Origin of the sequence: Caballeronia sp. LZ028, assembly GCF_031451415.1 — a bacterium.
Lineage (GTDB): Bacteria > Pseudomonadota > Gammaproteobacteria > Burkholderiales > Burkholderiaceae > Caballeronia > Caballeronia zhejiangensis.
Window position 1 is genome coordinate 1,640,038 of sequence record NZ_JARUXN010000001.1, and the last position, 26,170, is coordinate 1,666,207.

Sequence of the window (26,170 nt, forward strand, 5' to 3'; positions counted from 1 at the left end):
GCGGCGCGTTCAAGACGCCGCGCGCCCGAAGCAGCAACGCGCGCCCACCCCGCGCGCAAAAAGGATGATTCAAGGATGACGACTCTCACATTCAGGAAACCGAGCGCGCTACCCGGTTTCGGCCTGACACTCGGCATCACGGTGGCTTATCTGAGCCTCGTGGTGCTGATTCCGCTTGCCGCCACCTTCGCTAAGACGGCGACGCTCGACTGGGCGCAGTTCGTGCGCGCGGTGACGTCGCCGCGCGTGCTCGCATCGTATCGGCTGACGTTCGCCGCGGCGCTCGGCGGCGCGCTCATCAACGCGGTGTTCGGTTTTCTCGTCGCGTGGGTGCTCGTGCGCTACACGTTCCCGTTCAAGCGCATCGTCGATGCGATGGTCGATCTGCCGTTCGCGCTACCGACGTCGGTCGCCGGCATTTCGCTCGCCGCGGTCTACGCGGGCAATGGCTGGATCGGGCAATATCTCGCGCCGCTCGGCATCAAGGTCGCGTTCACGCCGCTCGGCGTGCTCGTCGCGCTGACGTTCATCGGCCTGCCGTTCGTCGTGCGTACCGTGCAGCCCGTGCTCGAAGACTTCGAGCGCGAGCAGGAAGAAGCCGCCGCGTGCCTCGGCGCGACGCGCTGGCTCACGTTCCGGCGCGTCGTGCTGCCGTCGCTCTTTCCGGCGCTGCTGACGGGCTTCGCACTCGCGTTCGCGCGCGCGTTGGGCGAATACGGCTCGGTGATTTTCATCGCGGGCAACGTGCCGATGAAGTCGGAGATCACGTCGCTGCTCATCATCACGAAGCTCGAACAGTACGACTATGCCGGCGCGACCGCGCTCGCCGTCGTGATGCTGTGCGTGTCGTTCCTGATGCTTCTGTTGATCAACACGCTGCAATGGTGGCTGCAGCGCCGCACGAGCAAGACGGGCGCGGCGCCGGTCAACGTCTCCCTGGCAGCGGGAGAAACGGCATGAGCAAGGTGCTTCCATTGCAGACGACGACACAGCGCGACGCGCACGGCCTCAATCCCGTCACCGAGCCGCGCGCCGTGCGATGGCTCCTGACCGGTATCGCACTCGCGTTTCTCGCGTTCTTTCTCGTCGTGCCGCTCGTCGCGGTGTTCGTGCAGGCGTTCGCCAAGGGCATCGACTATTACTTCGAGTCGCTGAAGGATCCCGACGCGTGGTCCGCGATCAAGCTCACGCTGATCACCGCCGCGATCGCCGTGCCGCTGAATGTCGTCTTCGGACTGGCGGCGTCGTGGGCGATCGCGAAGTTCGAGTTTCGCGGCAAGGCGCTCCTGACGACGCTCATCGACTTGCCGTTCTCGGTGTCGCCGGTCATCTCGGGTCTCGTCTACGTGCTGATGTTCGGCGCGCAAGGATGGTTCGGCCCGTGGCTCGCCGCGCACGACGTGCAGATCATCTTCGCGGTGCCCGGCATCGTGCTCGCGACGATCTTCGTCACGTTTCCGTTCGTCGCGCGCGAACTGATTCCGCTGATGCAGGCGCAAGGCAACGACGAAGAGGAAGCGGCGCACGTGCTCGGCGCCTCGGGATGGCAGATCTTCCGGCGCGTGACGCTGCCCAACGTGAAGTGGGGCCTGCTCTACGGCGTGATTCTCTGCAACGCGCGCGCGATGGGCGAGTTCGGCGCGGTGTCGGTGGTGTCCGGGCACATCCGCGGGCAGACGGACACGATGCCGCTGCACGTCGAAATTCTCTACAACGAATACAACTTCTCGGCTGCGTTCGCGGTGGCGTCGCTGCTGGCGCTGCTCGCGCTCGTGACGCTCGCGCTGAAACTTCTCGCGGAGCGCCGCATGACGCAAGCATTGACCGCCGCAAAAGCCACCGCACAGAATTGAGAGGCGATAAACATCATGAGCATCATCGTTCGCAATCTGCAAAAACGCTTCGGCGATTTCACCGCGCTCGACAACGTGTCGCTCGACTTTCCGGCGGGCGAACTGGTCGCGCTGCTCGGGCCTTCGGGCTGCGGCAAGACCACGCTCTTGCGCGTGATCGCGGGTCTCGAATTCGCCGATGCGGGACAGGTCGTGCTGCACGGCGAAGACGTCGCGGCGGTCGGCGCGCGCGAGCGTCAGGTCGGCTTTGTGTTCCAGCATTACGCGCTGTTCCGGCACATGACCGTGTTCGAGAACGTCGCGTTCGGCTTGCGCGTGAAGCCGCGCCGCGAGCGTCCGAGCGAAGCGAAAATTCGCGAGAAAGTGCATGAGCTGCTGAAGCTCGTGCAACTCGACTGGCTCGCGGAGCGTTTTCCGTCGGAACTGTCAGGCGGACAGCGGCAGCGTATTGCGCTGGCGCGGGCGCTTGCCGTCGAGCCGAAAGTGCTGCTGCTCGACGAGCCGTTCGGCGCGCTCGACGCCAAAGTGCGCAAGGAACTGCGCAGCTGGCTGCGCCGGCTGCACGACGATCTGCATATCTCGACGCTTTTCGTCACGCACGACCAGGAAGAGGCGCTCGAAGTGGCGGATCGCATCGTCGTGATGAATCATGGCCGCGTGGAGCAGGTGGGCAGTCCGCAAGACGTGTACGATCATCCGCAGACGTCCTTCGTCTACGAGTTTCTCGGCGCCGCGAACCGGCTGCAGGGCGAAGTGAACGCGAACGGCTTCATCGCCGATGGCGCCGCGAGCCCGATCGCGGCTCAGGCGCATTTCAGCGGGCGGGCGCTCGCGTACGTGCGTCCGCATGATCTCGCGCTGTATCCCGCCGACGGCACGCATCGCGACGGCATCGTGGTGGGCGTGCGGCGCGTCGTGACGCTGGGCGGCTCGGTGCGCGTCGAGCTCGAAGGCAACGCGGGCGGCGTGATCGAGGCAGAACTGGATCGCGAGGCGTGGCGCGCGCTCAGGCTCGATATCGGCGATGGCGTGACCGCCGTTCCACGCGCGTTGCGAGTGTTTCCCGCGCAGTGACATCATAAAAATCAAAGAGGCTGACATGAACTTCCAGCAGTTGCGCTTCGTGCGCGAGGCCGTGCGTCAGAACATGAATCTGACGGAGGTCGCCAACGTCCTTTACACGTCGCAGTCGGGCGTGTCGAAGCAGATCAAGGATCTCGAGGACGAACTCGGCGTCGATATCTTCATCCGCCGCGGCAAGCGTCTGACGGGACTGACCGAGCCGGGCAAGGAAGTGCATCAGCTGATCGAGCGCATGCTGCTCGATGCCGAGAATCTACGGCGCGTCGCGCGCCAGTTCGCGGATCAGGACAACGGCCATCTCGTCGTCGCGACGACGCACACGCAGGCGCGTTACGCGTTGCCGAAGGTCATCCGCCAGTTCACCGAGGTGTTTCCGAAGGTGCATCTCGCGCTGCGTCAGGGCAGCCCGCAGCAGATCGCGCAGATGATCATCAACGGCGAAGCGGATATCGGCATCTCGACCGAAGCGCTCGACCGTTATCCGGACATCGTCACGTTTGCGTGCTATTCGTGGCATCACACGGTCGTTGTGCCGAAGGATCATCCGCTCGTCGGGCGCGAGAACATCACGCTCGAGCAGATCGCCGAATATCCGATCGTCACGTACGACAACGATTTCACCGGGCGTTCGCACGTCGATCAGGCGTTCGCGAGCGCGGGCGCGATGCCCGATATCGTGCTGACCGCGATCGATGCCGACGTCATCAAGACGTATGTCGAACTGGGCATGGGCATCGGCATCGTCGCGGCGATGGCGTATGACGCGAAGCGCGACACCGAGCTCGTCGCGCTCGATACGCAGCATCTGTTCGAGGCGAGCACGACGCGTGTCGGCTTGCGAAAGGGCGCGTTCTTGCGCGCGTATGCGTATCGGCTGATCGAAATGTTCGCGCCGCAACTCGATGAAGCGCAGATCGCCGCGCAGCTTCGCGAAGCCGCTTAGAGTCGTGCCGGCTGTTTTACAATCGCCGGCATGAATACTTCCTCGCTTCCTCGTGTCGCCGTGCTTGCCACGGGCGGCACGATTGCCGGTCAGGCCGGCGATTCCTCCAAGACCGCGGGCTACAAGGCGGGCGTCGTCGGCGTCGACAAGCTGCTCGACGCCGTGCCCGCGCTCGGCTCGGTTGCGCGAATCCACGCGGAACAGATCGCGAGCATCGACAGCAAGGACATGAGCGCCGCGCTGTGGACGCAACTCGCGCGGCGTATCGATGAGCTGCTTGCGCAGGACGATATCGATGGCGTCGTCGTCACGCACGGCACCGATACGCTCGAAGAAACCGCGTATCTGCTGCATCTCACGGTGAAGAGCGCGAAGCCCGTCGTGCTGACGGCGGCGATGCGCCCATCGACCGCGCTTTCCGCCGATGGCCCGTTGAATTTGCTCAATGCGGTGACGGTCGCGGCGTCGAAGGATGCCGCGGGCAAGGGCGTGCTCGTCGCTTTCAACAATCAGATTCACAGCGCGCGCGATGTCACCAAGACGAGCACTTATGCCGTCGATGCGTTTCGCTCGCCTGAGACCGGTGTGCTCGGGTTCGTGCAGGACGGACGCGTCGAGTTTCAGCGCACGGTCGTGCGGGCGCATACCGTCGCGAGCGAGTTCGCTGTCGCCGATCGATGGCCGATGGTCGAGATCGTCGCGAGCTACGCGGATGTGTCTCGTGTGACGGTCGATGCGCTTGTTGCTGCGGGCGTGAGGGGTATCGTCGTCGCGGGCACGGGCAACGGCTCGATGCATGCGGTGCTCACGCAGGCGCTCGCTGATGCGGTGAAGCAGGGCGTTGCCGTGGTGCGCGCTTCGCGCGTGGGTTCGGGACATGTGATGCGCAACGGCGCCGCTAACGATGATGCGCTCGGGACGGTCAGCGCGGGGACGCTGAATCCTTATAAGGCGCGGGTGCTGCTTATGCTTGCAGTGGCTTCGAATGTGCAGGACGTGCAGCGCGTTTTTGATGTTTATTGAGGTGGGTGTTTGGGGTGTTGGGCGGGCGGGCCGCCGGTTGGTCGGGCGGTCGGTCGTGGAATCCTGTATTCGTGTCGGTCTATTAGCGTTGCCCCTGTGCGGGGCGGCACCTACTTTCTTTGCTGCTGCAAAGAAAGTAGGCAAAGAAAGCAGCTTTTCAGGCCCGCGGTCACGCGCAATTTGGGTAGTCCTCTCGTCCACGGTGGCACTCGCCTAAAGAGTGCCCTCATAGGCCCAACCGAGCTTGGATCGCGCACGGTCCGCCGCCCGAAAACGCTGAGGACACTGGTTCAGCACGAAACAGCTTCGGCACAGCGCTACGCGCTGCCGCCGGGTATGCAAGGGAAACCAAAGGGCGGCGATTGCAGTGAGATGGAGACGTTAGTAGAGAAGCACGCGCATTCCCGATTGACCGGTCGGCCGCGAAGCGGGCTGGAGCTATTTGGTGCTGAACCAGTTTGGTGTGCGGTGCGATGTGGCAGACCGTGCGCGAGCCAAGCCCGATTAGGTGTTTGAGGGCACTCTTTAGGCAGCCCACGATGGACGAGAGGACTACCCAAATTGCGTGTGACCGCGGGCGTATCAGGAGCTGCTTTCTTTGCTTACTTTCTTTGCAGCAGCAAAGAAAGTGAGTGCCGCCCCGCACAGGGGCAACGCTAATAGACCGACACGATCACAGGATTGCCGAGAAGCGCAGGCAAACCAAGATCCACCTCAGCAGAAAGCAAAAACGCGAACCGAAGTCCGCGTTCTCGAGTAGAGCAGAGACAATCAGTTAACAGCAGGAATCCGCAACACTTGCCCCGGATAGATCTTATCCGGACTCTTCAACATCGGCTTATTCGCTTCGAAGATCACATCGTTCTTGGACCCATTGCCGTAATACTTCTCGGCGATCTTCCAGAGATTGTCCCCCGACACGACGGTGTAATACTGCGATTCAGGCTCGCTACTCGGCACGGTCAGCTTATCGTCGACCTTATCGACATGCTGCACATTGCCCGCGGCGACGAGAATCTTTTCCTTCGTGGCCTGATCCGGCGCCTGACCCGAAACGGTCACCGTATGCGAAGCGCCGTCGTATTTCACATCGAGATTGTCCGCATTGAGACCCTGCGAACGAATGTACGTCGCGATGGCTTCGCCTGCCTTCTGATTTAGCGCGGCGACATCCACGGGTGCCGCAGCGGGCGCCGCCTGCGCGCTCGGCGTGGCTGCGCCGAAGAGTTTCTCGCCTGCTTCCTTGATAAAGCTGAGGATTCCCATTGTTCACTCCTTGGTTGACGGTGGTTACGGCCCGCGAAGTCTAGGCAGATTAGTCGCGATGACCACAGGATAGTTCTGAGTTTCAACAAAAGGATTTGTAGCACCGCCTATGCATCGGCGTTAGGACGCAGTTTGCAACAATCCGACGCGGACACCCGACGACAAACCGTCTGACCGACCAAGGCTTACCCGGCGCACCGCCGGGTGCCGCTTCTCGGACCCCACTTTGCCGCCCTCAGCCCAGAGCGGCATTTGTCCCGCGTGCCCATACGCGGGACGCCCCACGGTTCAGGTGACGCGAATCACGCAGCGGCTTTCGCCTGCTGCGGCTCGTCGGCCACCTGGAAGTTCGACATGATTTCGAGCGCACGCACGAGCGCCGAGTGATCCCACGCCTTGCCGCCGTTCGCCGCGCATACGCTGAAAAGCTGCTGCGCACTCGCGGTGTGGGGCAGGGCGAGGCCCATCTTGCGCGCGCCGTCGAGCGCAAGGTTTAGGTCCTTCTGATGCAGTTCGATACGGAAGCCCGGATTGAACGTGCGCTTCGTCATGCGCTCGCCGTGCACTTCGAGAATGCGCGACGACGCGAAGCCGCCCATCAGCGCTTTACGCACGCGCTCCGGGTCGGCGCCCGAGCGTGCCGCGAAGAGCAGCGCCTCGCCGACCGCCTCGATGTTCAGCGCGACGATGATCTGATTCGCGACCTTGCAAGTCTGACCCGCGCCGTTGTCGCCAATGAGCGAAATGTTCTTGCCCATCAGTTCGAACAGCGGCTTCGCGACATTGAACGACTTCTCCGGGCCGCCGACCATGATCGTGAGCGTCGCTTCGCGTGCGCCGACTTCGCCGCCGGACACCGGCGCGTCGAGATAGTCGCAGCCGAGCGCGTTGATCTTCTTCGCGAACTCCTGCGTTTCGAGCGGGGCGATCGAGCTCATGTCGATCACGAGCTTGCCCTTCGTGAGACCCTTCGCGACGCCGTCATCGGCGAACAGCACGGCGGCGACATCGGGCGTGTCGGGCACCATCGTGATGACGATTTCGCTCGCCTGTGCGACTTCGGTCGAGTCCGCGACGACCTGCGTCTGCGCGCGGATATCGTCCGGCACCGGAAACTTGCCGTTCACGACCAGCGTGTGGCCGCCCTTGATGAGATTGCGCGCCATGTGCGCGCCCATGATGCCGAGGCCGATGAAACCGATCGTTGCCATACTTCTAGCTCCTCCTATGTGTCTGGTTTAAGCGGTCGCGTGCTGCTTCACGCCGCCGATGTTCTGCAGCCAGCCGAGGCCCGCTTCCGTGCCGTTGAGCGGCTTGTACTCGCAGCCGATCCAGCCTTGATAGCCGATCTCGTCGAGCAGCCCGAACAGGAACGGGTAGTTGATCTCGCCCGTGCCGGGTTCGTTGCGGCCGGGGTTATCGGCGAGCTGGATATGCGCGATCTTCGGCAGGTTCTTCCTGATCGTCGCGGCGAGTTCGCCTTCCATCCGCTGCATGTGATAAATGTCGTACTGCAAGAACAGATTGTCCGAGCCGACGGCCTGGATCACGTCCAGTCCTTCCTTCGAGCGATTCAGCGCGAAGCCGGGAATGTCGTACGCGTTGCACGGCTCGACGAGCAAGCGGATGCCTTCCTTCTTCAGCGCTTCCGCTGCGAAGCGCAAGTTTTCGACGATGGTCGCGCGCGCCTGATCCGCCGATACACCCGCCGTCGGAATCCCGACGAGACAGTTCAGTTGCGGCACGTTCAGCGCCTTCGCGTATTCGATCGCGCGCGGCACGCCGTCGCGGAATTCCGCGACACGATCCGGCAGACACGCGATGCCGCGCTCGCCCGCTTCCCAGTTGCCGGCAGGCAGGTTGTGCAGCACGATCTGCAGGTCGTTGTCCTTCAGGCGCGTCTGGATGTCGCTGATCGAGAAGGCATAGGGGAACAGGAACTCGACCGCCTTGAAACCCGCGTTCGCGGCCGCGGCGAAGCGGTCGAGAAACGGGACTTCGTTGAACAGCATGGTCAAATTCGCGGCAAATTTCGGCATTGTTCTTTCCTGATGGTCGGTCAGTGGATGCACGCCGCGCGTTCCTGCATGAACGCGCGGCGGCGATGCTTTAGTCGAGCGGCGTAACGGCGGTCGGTGCATCTGCCTTCGTTTCGGCGAGCTCTTCGAACTCGTTGATCGCGTCGATCTCGGTGCCCATCGCGATGTTGGTCACGCGTTCGAGAATCATCTCGACGACGACCGGCACCTGATGCTCCACCGCCAACGCTTGCGCCTGCTTCAGCGCGCCCGCGATGTCTTCCGGCTTGAACACGCGCAGCGCCTTGCAGCCGAGACCCTCGGCGACCGCGACGTGATCGACCCCATAGCCTTCGAGCTCAGGTGCGTTGATGTTGTCGAACGCGAGCTGCACGCAGTAGTCCATGTCGAAGCCGCGCTGCGCCTGACGGATCAGGCCGAGATACGAGTTGTTCACGACGACGTGCACGTACGGCAGCTTGAATTGCGCGCCGACGGCGAGCTCTTCGATCATGAACTGGAAATCGTAGTCGCCCGAGAGCGCGACGATCTTGCGTTGCGGGTCCGCGGCACGCACGCCGAGCGCGGCCGGGATCGTCCAGCCGAGCGGGCCGGCCTGGCCGCAGTTGATCCAGTTGCGCGCCTTGAACACGTGCAGGAACTGCGCGCCGGCGATCTGCGACAGACCGATCGTCGTGACGAAGCAGGTGTCGCGGTCGAACGCGAGGTTCATCTCTTCGTAGACGCGCTGCGGCTTCATCGGCACATTGTCGAAGTGCGTCTTGCGCTGCATCGTGCGCTTGCGCTGCTGGCAGTCCGCGACCCACGCGCCGCGGTCCTTCAGCTTGCCCGCGGCCTTCCATTCCTTCGCCACTTCGACGAACAGTTCGAGCGCCGCCTTCGCATCCGAGACGATGCCGAGATCCGGTCCGAACACGCGGCCGATCTGCGTCGGCTCGATATCCACGTGCACGAACTTACGGCCCTTGGTGTAAACCTCGACGCTGCCCGTGTGGCGGTTCGCCCAGCGATTGCCGATGCCGAGCACGAAATCGGAGGCGAGCATCGTCGCGTTGCCGTAGCGGTGCGACGTCTGCAAGCCGACCATGCCGGCCATCAGCGGATGATCGTCGGGAATCGCGCCCCACGACATGAGCGTCGGAATGACCGGCACGCCGAGCGTTTCCGCGAACTGCACGAGCAGATCTTCCGCCGCCGCGTTCAGCACGCCGCCGCCCGAGACGATCAACGGCTTTTCGGCGTCGTTGAGCATCGTCAGCGCTTTTTCGATCTGCGCGCGCGTCGCTTTCGGCTTGTAGACCGGCAGCGGCTCGTACGTGTCGATGTCGAATTCGATTTCGGCGAGCTGCACGTCGATCGGCAAATCGACGAGCACCGGACCCGGACGGCCCGAGCGCATCAGATGGAAAGCCTGCTGGAACACGCGCGGCACGAGCGCCGGCTCGCGCACGGTGACAGCCCACTTCGTGACGGGCTTGGCGATCGATTCGATATCGACGGCCTGGAAATCTTCCTTGTACAAACGCGCGCGCGGCGCCTGGCCGGTGATCGCGAGAATCGGAATCGAATCGGCCTGGGCGGAGTAGAGGCCGGTGATCATGTCCGTGCCCGCCGGGCCCGACGTGCCGATGCACACGCCGATGTTGCCCGGCGCCGCGCGGGTATAACCTTCGGCCATGTGCGATGCGCCTTCGACGTGACGCGCCAGCACGTGGCTGATGCCGCCCGACTTTTTCATCGCGGAGTAAAACGGGTTGATGGCCGCGCCCGGCACACCGAACGCGGTATCGATTCCTTCCTTTTCCAGCACGAGGACGGCTGCGTCGACGGCTCTCATTTTGGGCATGGTTGTCTCCTTCCTGGGGTCTCTATCCGAAATCGCTGTCTGCATTCAAGCAGGGTTCCGTTGCACTTTAAGTCTGTGAAAAAGGTTTGATAAGATCAGCGTCAGTCGCTTTTTTCCAAACAAAAAGTATCGAATGCCCGAGTGATGAGGCATCGGCGGGAGACGCAGATGGACCGCTTCAAGCAGATAGAAACGTTCGTGCGCGTGGCCGAGGCGGGCAGTCTCGCGGCGGCGGCGCTGGAAGAGGGCGTGTCGCCCGTGATTCTGGGACGGCGCATCGACGCGCTCGAAAAGCGCCTCGGCGTGAAGCTGATGTATCGCTCGACGCGACGGCTCGTCGTGAGCGAAGAGGGCGCGGCGTTCCTCGACCGCTGCAAGAACCTGCTCGCGGACTGGGATCAGGCTGAGAACGAACTGGCGGCGGGACGGCGCGCGGTGGGCGGGCATCTGATCGTGTCGGCGCCGGCGGCCTTCGGGCGCATGCACGTCGCGCCGCACGCGCCGCCGTTTCTGCGCGACAAACCGGAATTGCAGATGTCGTTCAATCTGACCGATCGCGTCGTCGATCTGGTGCGCGAGGGCTATGACCTGTCGATTCGCATCGGCGGCGCGGTCGATCCGAATTTCGTCGCGGTCAAGCTCGCGAGCAACCGGCGCGTCGTCTGCGGCACGCCCGCGTACTTCAAGAAGCACGGCCGGCCGAAAACGCTCGAAGACCTGCCGAATCACAATTGCCTCGCGTTCAATCTGCAGGGCGGGCAGAACCGCGGCTGGTATTTCCGCCGCAATGGCAAGGTCGTGACCGTGCGCGTGACCGGCAATCTCGACTGCAACGACGGCGAATTGCTGCATCGCTGGGCTTCGGAAGGGCTCGGGCTCGGCTGGCGCTCGACGTGGGAAATCCAGCGGCAACTGGAATCGGGCGAACTCGAAACCGTGCTCGACGACTTCGAACTTCCCGATTACGACATCCTCGCGGTCTATCCGCAGCAGCGCTACGTGCCTGCGCGCGTGCGCTACTTTATTGATTATCTTAAGGAAATCTACGCGCAACCCGGATATTGGAGCCGTCGGCTGACGCTTCCCGGCGAACCGCAGCGCGAGCACGCGCGCGGCCGCTAACTGCTTGAAAAGGCGTTCGAATTTGCATTTGCGCGAGCGCGCACGAAAAGCTATAATCTTTGGCTTCTCACTTGCCGCACCGGTCCGACGCCCGGGTGGCTTTCATCCAAAAGTCAGCACAAGGAGTGAATATGCGTCATTACGAAATCGTCTTTATCGTGCACCCCGATCAAAGCGAGCAGGTGCCCGCGATGATCGAGCGCTACAAGAGCACGATCACGTCGCACGGTGGTCAGATCCACCGCATCGAGGACTGGGGCCGTCGCCAACTGGCCTACATGATCGAGAAACTCGCGAAGGCTCACTACGTCTGCATGAACATCGAATGCGATCAGGCTACGCTCGAAGAGCTGGAGCACGCATTCAAGTTCAACGACGCCGTTCTGCGTCACCTTATCGTCAAGATGAAGAAGGCTGAAACCAGCCCGTCGCCGATGATGAAGGAAGTGCAGCGCGAAGAAGCCAAGAAGGCGGCCAGCCAGCCGTCCGAAGCGCAGGCTTAAGGCGAATCTTTCGCCACAGCCACCAAGGTTTAAGTGAACCGGCTGCAACTGACAGCGAGCGTCGTGGAACGCGAACCGGTGCGGTACACGCCCGCCGGCATCCCGATCGCAAGCTGCACGTTGCAACACGCGGCAGAAGTCGTCGAGGCGGGCATCGCCCGGAAAGTCGAACTGACTCTGCAGGCGGTCGCGGCCGGCGAAGCGAGCGGCAAACTGGAAAGCTGTCCGATGGGCGTCGAAACACGCTTCACGGGCTTTCTGGCGAAGAGAAGCCGTAACGCGCGAACCTTGGTGTTTCACATCACAGAATTGCAGGACATTGGAAAGGACTAATCATGCCCCGCCCGACTGGTAAGAAATTCGACAAGCGTCGTCAGCAACAAAACCCGCTCTTCAAGCGCAAGAAGTTCTGCCGTTTCACGGCAGCCGGTGTCGAGTACATCGACTACAAGGACACGGAAACGCTGAAGGACTTCATCGGCGAAAACGGCAAGATCACGCCGGCTCGTCTGACTGGCACGAAGGCGCACTATCAGCGCCAGCTCGACACGGCAATCAAGCGCGCGCGTTTCCTCGCGCTCCTGCCGTACACCGACCTGCACAAGGCCTAAATCAGACGACGCACTAAGGAAAGCCAAAAATGCAAATCATTCTTTTGGAAAAGGTCGTCAACCTGGGCAACCTCGGCGATATCGTCAAGGTCAAGGACGGCTACGCACGTAACTTCCTGATCCCCGGCAAGAAGGCACGCCGCGCGACCAAGGACGCAATCGCCGAATTCGAAGTTCGCCGCGCGGACCTCGAAAAGGTCGCCGCTGAAAAGCTGGCAGCCGCACAAGCTCAGGGCGAAAAGCTGAACGGCTTCACGGTTCAGATCGGCCAGAAGGCTGGCGTCGACGGCCGTCTGTTCGGTTCGGTCACGAATGCGGACATCGCTGACGCGCTGAAGAAGCAAGGCTTCGCGGAAGTGGAAAAGGCGCAAGTGCGTCTGCCGCAAGGCCCGATCAAGATGGTCGGCGACCATCCGGTTCAAGTGGCGCTGCACACGGACGTCCTCGTCGACGTCAACGTGTCGGTGCTCGGCGAGCACGCGTAAGTTTCAGGCGAGGCCTCGCGTCTCGCAACGCAGGAAAGAAAGGCAGGAACCGTCGAGGTTCCTGCCTTTTTTATTTGTCTGAGCGTTGTTCCTACGCGCTGAATTCATCGATAATTCCACCCCATGAACGCACCGTCCAAAGACCCGCAACTCGACGCGCTGAAGGTCCCGCCGCACTCGATCGAAGCCGAGCAATCCGTGATCGGCGGCCTGCTGCTGGACAACGCCGCATGGGACCGCATCGCCGATGTGATGCATCAGGGCGATTTCTATCGCTACGACCATCGCATCATTTATGAGCATATCGGCAAGCTGATTGCTTCGACGCGTCCGGCGGACGTCATCACCGTCTACGAAGCGCTCACGATGGCCGGCAAGGCCGAGGAAGTGGGCGGGCTCGCGTATCTGAACGCGCTCGCGCAGAACACGCCGAGCGCGGCGAATATCCGCCGTTACGCGGAGATCGTGCGCGATCGTGCGGTGCTGCGCCGTCTGGTTTCCGTCGCCGATGAAATCTCCGCCGATGCGTTCAATCCGCAAGGCAAGGAAGTCCGCCAGATTCTCGACGAAGCCGAAGCGCGCGTGTTCTCGATCGCCGAAGAGGGCGCGCGCGGCACGCAGGGTTTTCTGGAGATCGGACCGCTCTTGACGCAAGTCGTCGAGCGCATCGACACGCTCTATCACACAGCCAATCCAAGCGATGTGACCGGCACGCCGACAGGCTTCGTCGACCTCGACCGCATGACGTCGGGCATGCACGGCGGCGAGCTGATCATCGTGGCGGGCCGCCCGTCGATGGGTAAGACGGCCTTTTCGATGAATATCGGCGAATACGTGGCCGTGGAATACGGCTTGCCCGTCGCCGTGTTCTCGATGGAAATGCCGGGCACGCAGCTCACCATGCGTATGCTCGGCTCGGTCGGCCGGCTGGACCAGCATCGCATGCGCACCGGGCGTCTCACCGACGAAGACTGGCCGAAGCTCACGCACGCCGTCCAGAAAATGAGCGAGGCGCAACTTTTCATCGACGAAACCGGCGGCCTGAATCCGATGGAACTGCGCTCGCGCGCGCGGCGTTTGTCGCGGCAGTGCGGCAAGCTCGGCCTCATCATCGTCGATTACTTGCAGCTCATGTCCGGCTCGGGCGGCGGCGAAAACCGCGCGACCGAAATCTCCGAGATATCGCGTTCGCTGAAGAGCCTCGCGAAGGAACTCGACGTGCCGGTCATCGCGCTGTCGCAGCTGAATCGCGGTCTCGAGCAGCGTCCGAACAAGCGGCCGATCATGTCGGACCTGCGCGAATCGGGCGCTATCGAACAGGACGCGGACGTGATCCTCTTCATCTATCGCGACGAAGTCTACAATCCCGACAGCCCCGACAAGGGCACGGCGGAAATCATCATCGGCAAGCAGCGTAACGGTCCGATCGGGCCGGTTCGCCTGACCTTCCACGGCCAATACACGAAGTTCGACAACTTCGCGGGCGCACAAAACTTCTACGGCGGCGAATAGGCCAGTTACCGCAACCGCTGTCAAGTCCGGGGCAATAGCGGCCGCGCGTCAGATGCGCGCGGTGCGTCGGGTAGTGCACACAGGTACAATATGTCAGTTTGATGTCTGACTCAGATTGACCCATTTATCGGGATTTTCATGTTCGGTCGTTTCATGCCCACCGAGGGCAAATTTTTCGAGATTTTCAACGCGCATGCGAAGTGCATGGTCGACGCGAGCCGCGAGCTCGAACTGCTGATCGACAACCTCGACGAAGCCGAGGTTCACAAGCAGAACGTGCAGGCGAACGAGAAGCGCGCCGACAAGCTCACGCACGAAACCATCGACCTGTTGCACAAGACGTTCATCACGCCGCTCGACCGCGACGAAATCCACAAGCTCATCACGACGATGGACGACATCCTCGACCTGATGGAGGACGTGGCCACCGCTATTTCCCTGTACGACGTGCGTTTCGTGACGTCGGAGGCGAGCCAGCTCGCGCATATCTGCACGAGCACGGTCACGCGCGTGCAGCAGGCCGTCGAATTGCTGGCGGACATGAAGCGCGCGAGCGAAATCCTGAAGATCTGCGAGGAAATCGACCGGCTCGAGTCGGACGCGGACCGCGTGTTGCGCTCGGCGATGTCGAAGCTCTTCCGCGAGGAAGACGACGTCAAGACGCTCATCAAACTGAAGGCGATCTACGAACTGCTCGAGACGATTACCGACAAGTGCGAAGACGTCGCGAACATCATCGAAGGCATCGTGCTGGAAAACGCCTGATCATGCCGCCCGAGCCCGCGGCGCATCACGCAACGCGGGCAACGACGACACAATCCCGCGCCGTCTTCGAGCGCCGGTAAAAACAACACCAACCGATGCATTCGATTCAACTCGCCATCTGGGCAGTCGCCTTGCTCGTCATAGTCGCACTCGCGTTCGACTTCATGAACGGCTTTCACGACGCCGCCAACTCCATCGCCACGGTCGTTTCGACCGGCGTATTGAAGCCGCAGCAGGCGGTCGCCTTCGCCGCGGCGTTCAACGTCATCGCGTATTTCATCTTTCACCTCAAGGTCGCCGCAACCGTCGGAAAGGGCACGATCGATCCCGAGATCGTCGATCATTACGTCATTTTCGGCGCGCTCGTCGGCGCGATAGGCTGGAACATCGTCACCTGGATCTACGGCATTCCATCGAGTTCGTCGCACGCACTGATCGGCGGCCTCGTCGGCGCGGCGCTCGCCAAATCCGGCTGGGGGTCGCTCAACTGGGACGGGCTGCTCAAGACCGTCGCATTCATCTTCATCTCGCCGCTGCTCGGCTTCGTGCTCGGCTCGTTCTTCATGCTGCTCGTGTCGTGGCTGTATTTCCGCACGCCGCCTTCGAAGGTCGACCGGCGCTTCCGCCGCATGCAGCTCGTCTCGGCTGGCCTGTATTCGCTCGGCCATGGTGGCAACGATGCGCAAAAAACCATCGGCATCATCTGGATGTTGCTGATCGCGACCGGCTACGCCTCCGCAACAGCCGAAGCGCCGCCCGTCTGGGTAATCGGCCTGTGCTACCTGTCGATGGGTCTCGGCACGCTCTTCGGCGGCTGGCGCATCGTGCGGACCATGGGTCAGAAGATCACGAAGCTGAAGCCGGTCGGCGGATTCTGCGCGGAGACGGGCGGGGCGATCACGCTCTTCGTCGCGTCGTTCCTCGGCATTCCCGTTTCGACGACCCATACGATCACCGGCGCGATCGTCGGCGTCGGGGCGACGCAGAAATTCAGCGCGGTGCGTTGGGGCGTCGCGGGCAATATCGTGTGGGCGTGGATTCTGACCATTCCCGCGTCCGCCGCGCTCGCGGCGGCCGGCTGGTGGATCGGCCACCGCTTCCTTTGATTCGTTCCGCCTGCGGGCTCTCATCGGGCCCGCAGCGCGTCAGATGATCGGCGAGGACACTCCGTCCATCGGAATGATTGCGCCCGACACGTAACTCGCGCGGCGGCTCGCCAGAAAGAGCGCAACGTCGGCGATTTCCTCCGGCTTCGCATAGCGTCCGAGCGGCACTTTCGCCTGACTGTCGGCGAGCACCTGATCGCGCGTCACGCCTTGCCGCTTCGCCTCCAGATCGAGCGCTTCCTCGACGCGTTCCGTGAGCGTCGCGCCTGGATTGATCGCGTTGATGCGGATGCCGAGCTTCGCGTAGTGATGCGCGAGCCCGACGGTGTTGAGCATCAGCGCCGCATTGGCCGCGCCGCCTGCGATGTGGATGTCCGTCGCGATCTTGCCGCCCATTCCCACGATGTTGACGATCGCGCCAGGCTCGGCTTTCGGATCGTTACGCAGGCGCTCCGCCATGCGCTTGAGAACGACCTGCTGCGGATAGACATAGGAGAAGTATTTGGCGTCCATCGCCGCTCTGTAGGCCGCGGCGTCGAGCGTGTCCGGATCGTAGCGGCGCGCGGCGCCGGCGCTGTTGATAAGAATGTCGATCGGCCCGAGCGCCGTGCTCGCTTCCTCGACGACATCCTCGGCGCTGTGTGCCTCGTGCAGGTCGGCGCGCGCGAGATGCACGTGATACCCGTCGCTCGCGAGTTGCTCCCGGGCGCGGGCCAGATTCGCAGCGTCGCGCGAAACAATCGCGACCTTCGCGCCTTCGCTCGCGAACGCTCTGGCGCATGCAAATCCGATCCCCTTGCTGCCGCCCGTAATCAGGACAACCTTGCCCGCGAGTCCCAGGTCCATGGTGTTGCGCTCCGTCGACGAATGATCGGAACACGATAGCAGAGACGCGCAGCGCGCGTCAGTTCGTGCCAGTGGCGAAGCGGGCGATGGGATCGTCGTTCTGTGCGGGGCGGGGTGCGGCGAGCGAGCCGGTGGAGGCGCGCATCACGCGCACGGGCGGCTCGGCGGAATCGTAGGGATCGGCAGCGGCTTGTGCGGAGCGCGCCTGCTGACGCGCGGCGGTCGATGTCGGCGGCGGCGGTTCGAAGGCGTCGGCGGCGGCCTGAATCGGATCCGATGAAGCGTTGATCGTCGCGACGCCAGGCGTCGTAGCGCTAGCGGCGCGAGCCTGGCGTTGCGCCGCGTTGAGCGTCGAGGGCGGTGGCTCGAAAGCGTCGGCGGATGACGGAGCAGGCGCTTGCACGGGCGCAGGCGACGCGATGTAAGTCGGCGCATCGAACGGGGTAGGCGCGGTCTTCGGCGGCGCGACGCGGCGAATGCCGTCGAATCGTTTCGCCCAGTACGGGTTCGTCAGATAGTCGAGGCGCACCGTGCCGCCCGTCGATGGCGCATTCACGAAGCGCAGCTTGCCGACATAGATGCCCACGTGCGAATGCGGCCGTCCGGTCGTGTTGAAGAAGATCAGATCGCCCGGCGCGATCTCGTCGGGTTCGACCGATTCGCCGCGCGAGCTCATGTCGGCGGTCGTGCGCGGCAGATTCACGGACGCCGCGCGGTCGACGACATACCGCACGAGCCCGCTGCAATCGAAGCCCGCATCGGGCGTGTTGCCGCCCCAGCGATACGGCACGCCGACGAGCGACATCGCCTGAATGGAGATTTCCTCGCGCCCGACACTGTGATCGACGAACTTCGGAAAACCGGGCGGCGGACTATAAGTGCGGTTGGCGCTCGTGCTGGCCGCAGGCTTGCGTGCCGTCTGCTGCGGCGCGGATCCACACGCGGCGAGCATGACGGTAACAAGTAGCGGCAGGCAGATTCGACGCATTGCAAAAGGCGAGCGGCAACCCGCCAGGAAGGACAGTGTGCCGATACTAATCCGCCGCACGGCCGTGCGGCAAGATGTCTTGAGGATTTACATGAAGTCTGTGCCGTAAGTGTTGCAAGTGCGGAACGTTAGGACGAAAGGAAACGGCCCGGCAGGATCGCTCCGCCGGGCCGTTTCATCGCGTTGAAAGCCGCGCGCTTACAGAATGTCGGACGCGTAATCGGCGAGGCGCGAACGCTCGCCGCGCGCGAGGGTCACGTGACCGCTGTGCGTCCAGCCTTTGAAGCGATCGACGACATACGTGAGACCCGAACTGCCTTCGGTCAGGTACGGCGTGTCGATCTGCGCGATGTTGCCGAGGCACACGATCTTCGTGCCGGGGCCCGCGCGCGTGACGAGCGTTTTCATCTGCTTCGGCGTGAGATTCTGCGCCTCGTCGATGATCACGTACTTGTCGACGAACGTGCGTCCGCGCATGAAGTTCATGCTCTTCACCTTCAGACGCGAACGGATGAGCTCCTGCGTCGCGGCGCGGCCCCATTCGCCGGCGGCGTCATCGGTCTTCTGGAGGACTTCGAGGTTGTCGTCGAATGCGCCCATCCACGGCTGCATCTTCTCTTCCTCGGTGCCGGGCAGAAAGCCGATGTCCTCGCCGACCGGAACCGTCGCACGCGTCACGATGATCTCGTTGTAGCGCTTGTCGTCGAGCACTTGCGCAAGGCCCGCGGCGAGCGCCATCAGCGTCTTGCCGGTGCCGGCCTGACCCAGCAGCGTGACGAAATCGACTTCCGGGTTCATCAGCAGATTCAGCGCGAAGTTCTGCTCGCGGTTGCGCGCAGTGATGCCCCACACGTTGTTCTTGTGATGACCGTAGTCGCGCAGCGTCTGCAGGAGCGCGGTCTTGCCGTTGAGCTCGCGCACGACCGCATGGAACGACGGCTCGCCGTTCTGCGGCTCGAGATAGACGAACTCGTTGACGAGCATCGAAGGGCACAGCGGCCCGGTCACGCGGTAATACGTGGTGCCGGTCTTGGTGTCCTGCCAGCTCTCCATGCCCTTCGCGTGCTTGGTCCAGAAGTCCTGCGGCAGTGCGCGCACGCCGGAGTAGAGCAGATCCTTGTCTTCGAGAACCTGATCGTTGAAGTAGTCTTCGGCAGGCAGACCGAGCGCGTGCGCCTTGATGCGCATGTTGATGTCTTTCGACACCAGCACGACCTGGCGATCCGGCCGCTCCTTCTGCAGCGCGCGCACGACGCCCAGAATCTGGTTGTCCGCCTTGCCGACGGGCAGGCCTTCGACCGGCTCGATGTCCGTGAGCGTCGTCTGGAAGTAGAGGCGGCCGAGCGCGTCGCGATTGCCTTGCGCAGCGAGCGGAAGCCCTTCGGCCATCTTGCTGGCGTTGCCCGCGTGCGCGACGAGCGCATCGAGCGTCCGGCTCACCTGACGCGCGTTGCGCGCCACTTCCGACATGCCCTTCTTGTGGTTGTCGAGTTCTTCCAACGTCATCATCGGCAGATAGACGTCGTGTTCCTCGAAGCGGAAGAGCGAACTCGGGTCGTGCATCAGCACGTTGGTGTCGAGCACGAAGAGCTTGCGCAATTCGGCTTCGGCAGCCGTGCCCTTGCGACGTTTGTTCTGCGCGCGCGTATCGCGCGTCGTGGCCGAGACAGGTGCTTCGGTCGCGACGGGCGTTTCGGCGCGCTCCGTGCGCGCTTCGACTGCATCCGGCGTGGCGCGGGCGCCGGGCGTCGGCTGCAGGAGCGCGGCGGTCTGCTTCGATTTTCGGGCGCGCGTAGGGACGGTGCCCGGTGCGGGCGGCGGCACGACGGCTTCGACGGGCGGCTCGGCCGGAATCTGGGTCAGCACTTCGTTCGCGATCGAGCGCAGCGTGTGCGCGGCATTCGTGGCGGGACGCTCGGCGGCGACGGTCTCGACCGCGCCATAGGCGTCGTCATCGCTCGCCGCGGCTTGTTTTTTCGACTGCTTCGAAGGCCGGGCTTTGGCCTTGTATTCTTCAGCCGGAAGGAGATGGCCGAGCTTGGCCGGGGCGGTAGGCAAAGGCATGATGTTCCCTCGAAAGGAATCGGGTCGTGTATCGTGCGCCGCCTGTCGCATCCTGCTCGTACGCCCTCGAAGCGATACGAATCCTGCAGTTTGCGCCCGGAGGCGCGCTTCGTTGTCGAAATCGCCGGTTCGCCTAAGTTTCGATCTGCTCCTTGGAGGTTGCGTGCAACACGCCGCGCCCGAGCCGATGAAGCGTGGCTTTCGTGCGACGCCAAATGAAAAAGCCGCCGTTCCGACTACCGGAACCAGCGGCTGACTTCAGCTTCAGAGCGCCTTTCCCTTGCCGGATCCACATAGCCCGGGTCCATGCCCACCGTACCCACAGGCACACGGCGGCTTGCACTGGAACGAAGGAAATGGGGAAGGCAGGCGCTCATTGCGAACCAATATAACGTGCCTCAAATCGCTTGTACAGCCTCGACGATCGCCTCTACGTGGCCCGGCACCTTGACACCGCGAAACTCGCGTCGCAGCACGCCGTTTGCGTCGACGAGGAAGGTCGAGCGCTCCACGCCGCGCACTTCCTTGCCATACATCTTCTTCATTTTGATGACATCGAAGAGCGTGCAGATCGCTTCGTCAGCGTCCGAAACCAGCGTGTAAGGCAGCTCGAGCTTCGCCTTGAAGTTGTCGTGCGATTTCACGCTGTCGCGCGAGATGCCGATCACTTCCGCGCCGGCTGCCTTGAACTGATCGTAGTGGTCGCGAAATTGCAGGCTTTCGGTGGTGCAGCCGGGCGTGTTGTCCTTCGGATAGAAGAAGAGCACGACCTTTCTGCCGCGCAAGGAGGACAGGGTGAACTCGCCACCCGTCGCGGGTGCGGTGAAGTCGGGAACGGGCTGGTCGACTGCAACTGACACGTAGGTTTCTCCGGTCGTTCTGGTTTATCGGTGAGAAAAGCGAGGCGGGGAGAAAGCGGCCACGCGCCGCTTCAGCCCGGCTGGACGATCAGTTCGCCCGCGCGGCCCGGAATCTCGCCCCACGTCACAGGGTACGTGGGCAGCGACGCGCGGTCCAGCGCCGCATGGTAATCGCCCATCGTGGCAAAGCTGTGTCCCTGCGCGCGCCAGCCGGCGAGCAGTTGCTCGAACACCGGCGCGAGCTTCTGGCCTTCGAGTTCGGCGTGCAGCGTGAACACCTGATCGTGCGGATTGTTCGCCGTATGACGCAGCACGTGCGCCGCGACATTGCTTTCGTCGACGCCGTCGACGCCGAGCACTTCGTCGAGCGTCGGCAGCGTGGTCGGCATCTGGATGTGATTCAGCGTGCGGCCGTCGAGCACGGGAATATACGGCGTGTGGCCGCGCCCGTCGGATGCGTAGCGCATGCCCCACGCGTCGATCTGCTCGAACGCGTAGCCGTTCATCTGCCAGCCGGCGGCGCCGTGCGTGACGGGCGGTCCGCCGAAAATCTCGATGAAGCGCGCGTGGCTCTGCTGCATCTGCGCGACGGTCCAGTCGCGATCACGCCCGCGCACGTTGTCCTGCCAGTAGACGTGATCCCACGTATGGATGCCGCATTCGAAGCCGGCCTCGTGGATCGCACGCATTTCCGACACCGCCTCGCGGCCGATATCCGGCCCCGGCAGCAGCACGCCGTACATGAGCGTCTTCACGCCGTAATGCTCGACCACCGACGTGCGCGACACCTTCTTCAGAAAGCCGGGCCGGAAGACCCGCCGCAGCGCCCAGCCGGTGTGATCCGGGCCGAGACTGAAGAGGAACGTCGCGCGGGCGCTGTACTTGTCGAGGAGCCGCCCGAGGTTCGGCACGCCTTCGCGCGTGCCGCGCAGCGTATCGACGTCGATTTTCAGAACGATGCGAGCCACGCGCGCGCCTTACGCCTGTTCCACCAGCTTGCGGGCCTCGCCCACGTGGCCGCGGTACGCTTCGAAGATCTTGCGCAGCGCGTCGTCCATCGACGCTTGCGGCGCCCAGCCGAGTTCCTGCATCGTGTTGTCGATCTTCGGCACGCGGTTCTGCACGTCCTGATAGCCGTTGCCGTAGTACGCGCCCGACGACGTCTCGACCAGTTGCACCTGCTTCGCGCTGTCCGAGTACTCGGGGAATTCGTTTGCGAGCGCGAGCATCTTGTTCGCGAGTTCGCGGACCGAGAAGTTGTTCGTCGGATTGCCGATGTTGTAGATCTTGCCCGACGCCACGCCGCCCTTGTTTTCGATGATCTTCATCAGCGCGCCGATGCCGTCGTCGATGTCGGTGAACGCGCGTTTTTGCGCGCCGCCGTCGACGAGACTGATGTTCTCGCCGCGCACGATATGCCCGAGGAACTGCGTCACGACGCGCGACGAACCTTCCTTCGGCGTGTAGATCGAGTCGAGGCCCGGGCCGATCCAGTTGAACGGACGGAAGAGGGTGAAGTTGAGACCCTCCATGCCATAGCCCCAGATCACGCGGTCCATGAGCTGCTTCGAGCACGCGTAGATCCAGCGCGGCTTGTTGATCGGGCCGTAGGAAAGCACGGAGTTTTCCGGATCGAACTGCTCGTCGGTGCACATGCCGTACACCTCGGACGTCGACGGAAACACCAGATGCTTGCCGTACTTCACGGCCGAACGCACGATCGGCAGATTCGCCTCGAAGTCGAGCTCGAACACGCGCAGCGGCTGCTTCACGTACGTGGCGGGCGTGGCGATCGCGACGAGCGGCAGGATCACGTCGCACTTCTTCACGTGATACTCGACCCACTCCTTGTTGATCGTGATGTCGCCCTCGAAGAAATGCATCCGCTCGTGATTCGCGAGGTCGCCCAGGCGATCGGTTTGCATGTCCATCCCGAAGACTTCCCAGTCGGTGGTTTCGAGGATGCGCTTGGACAGGTGATGGCCGATGAAGCCATTGACACCCAGGATCAGAACTTTTTTCATGAATGACGAGAGGATTGAATGATTCGGCCGAATTCGGAAGGATCGACGGTGCGTTCTTCGCCCGACGGTTGCGCGTCGGCGTTCAGGGGCCGGTGACGCAATTCGTGGATGGCGATGACGCGGCCATCGCCGCAGACGCCAAACAGCGCATTATCCGCCACGGTCAGGCCCGGGGGCAAACCCCGCAGCTCACGGAGTCTTTCGGGTGAAACGCCCGGCGCGCCCGTTTCGGGCACGAGCCGCGCCCGCGCGACGATGAAACGATCGGCGCCGATATCCGTGAACGCGCCCGGATACGGCGGTGCGACCGCGCGAATCAGGTTGTAGACACGCTGCGCCGGCTGCGACCAGTCGATGCGGCCGTCTTCCGGCTTGCGTCCGCCGTAATAGCTGCCCGCCGCGAGATCGTTCGGCAGATGCGGCGCTTCGCCGGCGAGCAAGGCGGGCAGCACGCGCCAGAGCGTCTGCTCGGCGGCAACGACGGTCTTGTCGAAGACTTGCGCTGCTGTGTCGTCGGGCAGGATGGGCACCGGCGTTTGCGCGAGGATCGCGCCTGCATCGGGTTTCGCGAGCATTTCATGCAGCGTCGCGCCGGCCTCGGTTTCGCCGTTGATGACGGCCCAGTTCGTCGGCACGCGGCCGCGATACTTGGGCAGAAGCGAGCCGTGCATGTTGTACGCGCCGCGCTTTGCGAGCGAAAGCAGCGAGACGGGCAGCATGTGCCGGTAGTAGAACGAGAAGACGAAGTCCGGCGCGATTTTCTCCACCGCGCCGAAAAGCTCGGGCGACTTTGGATCGGCAGGCGTGATCGTGTCGATGCCGTGTTCCGCCGCGACCTGCGCGACGCTGCCGAACCAGATGTTCTCGCTTGCGCTGTCTTCGTGCGTGACGACGAGCGCAACATCGACGCCGCGCGCGAGCAGCACCTGCAGACAGCGCACGCCGACGTTGTGATACGCGAAGACGACTGCGCGCGGCTTCATCGGTCGTCTTCCTCGCGCGTGACGGCGACCACTTGCTGCACGGCGTCCTGCAACGGCTTGGCGGCGACCGATACGCCGTCGCGCTGTTCGAGAATCGTCTGCACGAGATAGCGCGGCCGCGCGCGCACCTGCTGATAGATGCGCCCGATGTACTCGCCGAGCAGCCCGAGCGCGAAGATGATGACGCCGAGCATGAAGAACGTGATGGCGAAGAGGGTGAACACACCCTGGACTTCCGCGCCGAACATGAAGCGGCGAACCAACAGCAGCAGGAACAGGCCCGCCGAGCCGACCGACAGAATCACGCCGATGAACGACAGCCATTGCAGCGGCACGACCGAAAAGCCGGTAACGAGATCGAAGTTCAGGCGGATGAGGCTATAGAGCGAATACTTCGACTCGCCCGCGAACCGCTCCTCGTGTGCGACATCGACTTCGATCGGGTTTTGCGCGAAGGTGTACGCGAGCGCCGGAATGAACGTGTTGATCTCGCCGCAGCGATTGATCGTATCGATGATATGGCGGCTGTACGCGCGCAGCATGCAGCCCTGGTCGGTCATCTTGATCTTCGTGATGCGCTCGCGCAGGCGGTTCATCGCGCGCGACGCCTTCTTGCGCCACAGGCTGTCCTGCCGCTGCTGGCGAATCGTGCCGACGTAATCGTAGCCCTCGCGCATCTTCGCGACGAGCTTGCCGATTTCCTCGGGCGGATTCTGCAGGTCGGCATCGAGCGTGACGACGATCTCGCCGCGCGACTGTTCGAAGCCCGCGAGGATCGCCATGTGCTGCCCGTAATTGCCGTTGAGCAGAATGACGCGCGTGGTGTCGGGCCGCACGTGGAACTGCTGCGCCAGCAGCGCGGCCGACTTGTCGCGGCTACCGTCGTTGATGAAGATCACCTCGTACGACGTGCCGAGCGCATCGAGCGCCGGATAGAGGCGCTGGAAAAGCGCGGCGAGGCCGTCCGCTTCGTTGTACACCGGGATGATCACCGAAAGCTCGGGGGACGTCGCCGGAAAATCGAAATGACTCATGTTGCGCTGATTGTCCTTGATGGTCCGTGTTACCCGTTGTGTCCGAACTGCTCGCAGATTTCGTCGATGGACCGGACGACATGCGTCACGTCGTCGGCGGTCATGCCCGGGAAGAGCGGCAGCGTCACGTTCGACGCGCCGTAATGCTCCGAATGCGGGTACATGCCTTCCTTGTAGCCACGCGCGCGATACAGCGTGAACAAGTGCAGCGCCGGGTAATGCACGCCGCTTCCGACGTTGCGCTCCTTCAGTTGCGCCATGAATTCCGCGCGCGTGAGCTTGAGCCTCTCGAGCGGCAGCGCGATCTGGAACATGTGCCAGTTGTGGTCCGTGAAGTTGTCGACCGGCAGACCCACGCCGAGCTCGACCGCCGCGCCGCCTTTGAAGGCATCGAAATAGAGGCGCGCCAGTTCGCGGCGCTGCTGCGTGAGGCTCTCGACGCGCCGCAACGAGCCGAGGCCGACGCGCGCCGCCACGTCCGTCAGGTTGTACTTGCCGCCGAGCACGTCGCAATCCATGCCGTCGAAGCCCGTGCGCGTAATGCCTTGCAGACGGTACTTGCGCGCGAGTTCCGCTTCGTCCTCGTTATTCATTACTAGCGCGCCGCCTTCGATCGACGTCACATTCTTGTTCGCGTGGAAGCTGAACGACACGATGTCGCCGATCGCGCCGATGCGCTGGCCTTTCCACGTCGAACCGAACGCCTGCGCGGCGTCTTCGATCACGCGCAGCTTGTGGGCGCGCGCGATCTCGTAGAGCTTGTCCATGTCGACGGGCAGGCCGGCCAGATAGACGGGCATCAGCGCCTTGGTGCGCGGCGTGATTGCGCGTTCGAGCAGATTCAGGTCGATGTTGCGCGTGACCGGATCGATATCGACGAACACCGGCGTCGCGCCGACTTCGAGGATCACGTTCGCGGTCGACACCCAGGTCATCGGCGTGGTGATGACTTCGTCGCCGGGGCCGACGCCCGCGATGCGCAAGCCGATTTCCATCGTGCAGGTGCCCGAGTTGAAGGCGCGCACCGGGCGGCCGCCCACGTACGCCGACAACTCCGCCTCGAACTGCTGATTCTGCGGGCCAGTCGTGATCCAGCCCGAGCGCAGCACGTCGACGACGCCCTGAATGGTTTCTTCGTCGATATCGGGCTTCACGAAGGGCAGGAACGGCCGCGTTGTTTGAGTCATGGACTATGCGTTTAAAAAATGAATTGA

Annotated in this window: 26 protein-coding genes; 13 read left to right on the forward strand and 13 right to left on the reverse strand. The window is 63.1% G+C overall.

What is annotated here, in order from left to right:
- Positions 1–75: 75 nt before the first annotated feature.
- From cysT to QCE58_RS07905, 5 genes are read left to right on the forward strand one after another with little or no spacing between them, the layout of a single operon-like run.
- Positions 76–960, forward strand: coding sequence for a sulfate ABC transporter permease subunit CysT (gene cysT / locus QCE58_RS07885; protein ID WP_250480492.1), 885 nt, complete (start codon positions 76–78; stop codon positions 958–960).
- Positions 957–1,853 (forward strand): sulfate ABC transporter permease subunit CysW, encoded by an 897-nt coding sequence (cysW, locus tag QCE58_RS07890; protein WP_250459681.1) that lies wholly within the window; start codon positions 957–959, stop codon positions 1,851–1,853. Before cysT ends, cysW begins: the two co-directional genes overlap by 4 nt.
- A 15-nt stretch (positions 1,854–1,868) precedes the next feature.
- Positions 1,869–2,927 (forward strand): sulfate/molybdate ABC transporter ATP-binding protein, encoded by a 1,059-nt coding sequence (locus tag QCE58_RS07895; protein ID WP_008349896.1) that lies wholly within the window; start codon positions 1,869–1,871, stop codon positions 2,925–2,927.
- 25 nt (positions 2,928–2,952) lie between these two features.
- On the forward strand, positions 2,953–3,879 hold the full coding sequence (locus QCE58_RS07900) for a CysB family HTH-type transcriptional regulator (RefSeq protein ID WP_008349894.1): 927 nt from the start codon (positions 2,953–2,955) through the stop codon (positions 3,877–3,879).
- A gap of 21 nt (positions 3,880–3,900) precedes the next feature.
- The gene (locus QCE58_RS07905) at positions 3,901–4,902 is read left to right on the forward strand and encodes an asparaginase (protein WP_309779723.1); all 1,002 of its coding nucleotides are present in this window, start codon (positions 3,901–3,903) and stop codon (positions 4,900–4,902) included.
- Between the two features lie 771 nt (positions 4,903–5,673).
- Here QCE58_RS07905 and lysM read toward each other — a convergent pair.
- The 4 genes from lysM to gcl form a co-directional block, all read right to left on the reverse strand.
- Positions 5,674–6,168 (reverse strand): peptidoglycan-binding protein LysM, encoded by a 495-nt coding sequence (lysM, locus tag QCE58_RS07910; RefSeq protein ID WP_244808052.1) that lies wholly within the window; start codon positions 6,166–6,168, stop codon positions 5,674–5,676.
- A gap of 302 nt (positions 6,169–6,470) precedes the next feature.
- Positions 6,471–7,379: a 2-hydroxy-3-oxopropionate reductase gene (locus QCE58_RS07915; protein WP_250521087.1), complete on the reverse strand. Its 909-nt coding sequence runs from the start codon at positions 7,377–7,379 to the stop codon at positions 6,471–6,473.
- Between the two features lie 27 nt (positions 7,380–7,406).
- Complete coding sequence (hyi, locus tag QCE58_RS07920) at positions 7,407–8,207, reverse strand: hydroxypyruvate isomerase (RefSeq protein ID WP_034473676.1); 801 nt, start codon at positions 8,205–8,207, stop codon at positions 7,407–7,409.
- A gap of 70 nt (positions 8,208–8,277) precedes the next feature.
- Positions 8,278–10,053 carry a glyoxylate carboligase gene (gcl, locus tag QCE58_RS07925; protein WP_175980101.1) on the reverse strand — a complete coding sequence of 592 codons (1,776 nt, stop codon included), beginning with the start codon at positions 10,051–10,053 and terminating at the stop codon, positions 8,278–8,280.
- Between the two features lie 168 nt (positions 10,054–10,221).
- On the opposite strand from gcl, the gene QCE58_RS07930 reads away from it, so the two are divergent.
- From QCE58_RS07930 to QCE58_RS07965, 8 genes are all read left to right on the forward strand, one after another.
- Entirely contained in the window at positions 10,222–11,175 is a 954-nt protein-coding gene (locus tag QCE58_RS07930) for a LysR family transcriptional regulator (protein WP_008349850.1), read from the forward strand.
- Between the two features lie 131 nt (positions 11,176–11,306).
- Positions 11,307–11,678: a 30S ribosomal protein S6 gene (gene rpsF, locus QCE58_RS07935; protein WP_008349848.1), complete on the forward strand. Its 372-nt coding sequence runs from the start codon at positions 11,307–11,309 to the stop codon at positions 11,676–11,678.
- Between the two features lie 33 nt (positions 11,679–11,711).
- Positions 11,712–12,011 carry a primosomal replication protein N gene (gene priB, locus QCE58_RS07940; RefSeq protein WP_175980102.1) on the forward strand — a complete coding sequence of 100 codons (300 nt, stop codon included), beginning with the start codon at positions 11,712–11,714 and terminating at the stop codon, positions 12,009–12,011.
- Between the two features lie 2 nt (positions 12,012–12,013).
- Entirely contained in the window at positions 12,014–12,289 is a 276-nt protein-coding gene (gene rpsR / locus QCE58_RS07945; protein ID WP_007000150.1) for a 30S ribosomal protein S18, read from the forward strand.
- A gap of 29 nt (positions 12,290–12,318) precedes the next feature.
- Positions 12,319–12,774: a 50S ribosomal protein L9 gene (gene rplI, locus QCE58_RS07950; RefSeq protein ID WP_008349840.1), complete on the forward strand. Its 456-nt coding sequence runs from the start codon at positions 12,319–12,321 to the stop codon at positions 12,772–12,774.
- 123 nt (positions 12,775–12,897) lie between these two features.
- Positions 12,898–14,286: a replicative DNA helicase gene (locus QCE58_RS07955; RefSeq protein WP_008349838.1), complete on the forward strand. Its 1,389-nt coding sequence runs from the start codon at positions 12,898–12,900 to the stop codon at positions 14,284–14,286.
- Positions 14,287–14,424: 138 nt separating this feature from the next.
- Entirely contained in the window at positions 14,425–15,051 is a 627-nt protein-coding gene (locus QCE58_RS07960) for a DUF47 domain-containing protein (protein WP_008349836.1), read from the forward strand.
- A gap of 95 nt (positions 15,052–15,146) precedes the next feature.
- Positions 15,147–16,157 (forward strand): inorganic phosphate transporter, encoded by a 1,011-nt coding sequence (locus QCE58_RS07965; RefSeq protein WP_008349834.1) that lies wholly within the window; start codon positions 15,147–15,149, stop codon positions 16,155–16,157.
- A gap of 39 nt (positions 16,158–16,196) precedes the next feature.
- Here the strand turns inward: QCE58_RS07965 and QCE58_RS07970 are convergent, their stop codons facing one another.
- The 9 genes from QCE58_RS07970 to QCE58_RS08010 form a co-directional block, all read right to left on the reverse strand.
- Entirely contained in the window at positions 16,197–17,003 is an 807-nt protein-coding gene (locus QCE58_RS07970) for an SDR family oxidoreductase (protein WP_175980104.1), read from the reverse strand.
- A gap of 58 nt (positions 17,004–17,061) precedes the next feature.
- On the reverse strand, positions 17,062–17,991 hold the full coding sequence (locus QCE58_RS07975; protein ID WP_033536115.1) for a C40 family peptidase: 930 nt from the start codon (positions 17,989–17,991) through the stop codon (positions 17,062–17,064).
- 198 nt (positions 17,992–18,189) lie between these two features.
- Positions 18,190–20,055, reverse strand: coding sequence for a PhoH family protein (locus QCE58_RS07980; protein WP_250521088.1), 1,866 nt, complete (start codon positions 20,053–20,055; stop codon positions 18,190–18,192).
- Positions 20,056–20,453: 398 nt separating this feature from the next.
- Complete coding sequence (locus tag QCE58_RS07985) at positions 20,454–20,915, reverse strand: peroxiredoxin (RefSeq protein ID WP_008349827.1); 462 nt, start codon at positions 20,913–20,915, stop codon at positions 20,454–20,456.
- Between the two features lie 71 nt (positions 20,916–20,986).
- Entirely contained in the window at positions 20,987–21,883 is an 897-nt protein-coding gene (locus QCE58_RS07990; protein WP_008349825.1) for a polysaccharide deacetylase family protein, read from the reverse strand.
- A gap of 9 nt (positions 21,884–21,892) precedes the next feature.
- Positions 21,893–22,939: a bifunctional UDP-4-keto-pentose/UDP-xylose synthase gene (locus QCE58_RS07995; protein WP_008349823.1), complete on the reverse strand. Its 1,047-nt coding sequence runs from the start codon at positions 22,937–22,939 to the stop codon at positions 21,893–21,895.
- On the reverse strand, positions 22,936–23,922 hold the full coding sequence (locus QCE58_RS08000) for a formyltransferase (protein WP_008349821.1): 987 nt from the start codon (positions 23,920–23,922) through the stop codon (positions 22,936–22,938). The genes QCE58_RS07995 and QCE58_RS08000 overlap by 4 nt, the downstream gene beginning before the upstream one ends.
- Entirely contained in the window at positions 23,919–24,956 is a 1,038-nt protein-coding gene (locus QCE58_RS08005) for a glycosyltransferase (protein ID WP_250521089.1), read from the reverse strand. Before QCE58_RS08005 ends, QCE58_RS08000 begins: the two co-directional genes overlap by 4 nt.
- Before the next feature lie 29 nt (positions 24,957–24,985).
- Positions 24,986–26,143: a DegT/DnrJ/EryC1/StrS aminotransferase family protein gene (locus QCE58_RS08010; RefSeq protein ID WP_250521090.1), complete on the reverse strand. Its 1,158-nt coding sequence runs from the start codon at positions 26,141–26,143 to the stop codon at positions 24,986–24,988.
- Positions 26,144–26,170 lie beyond the last annotated feature (27 nt).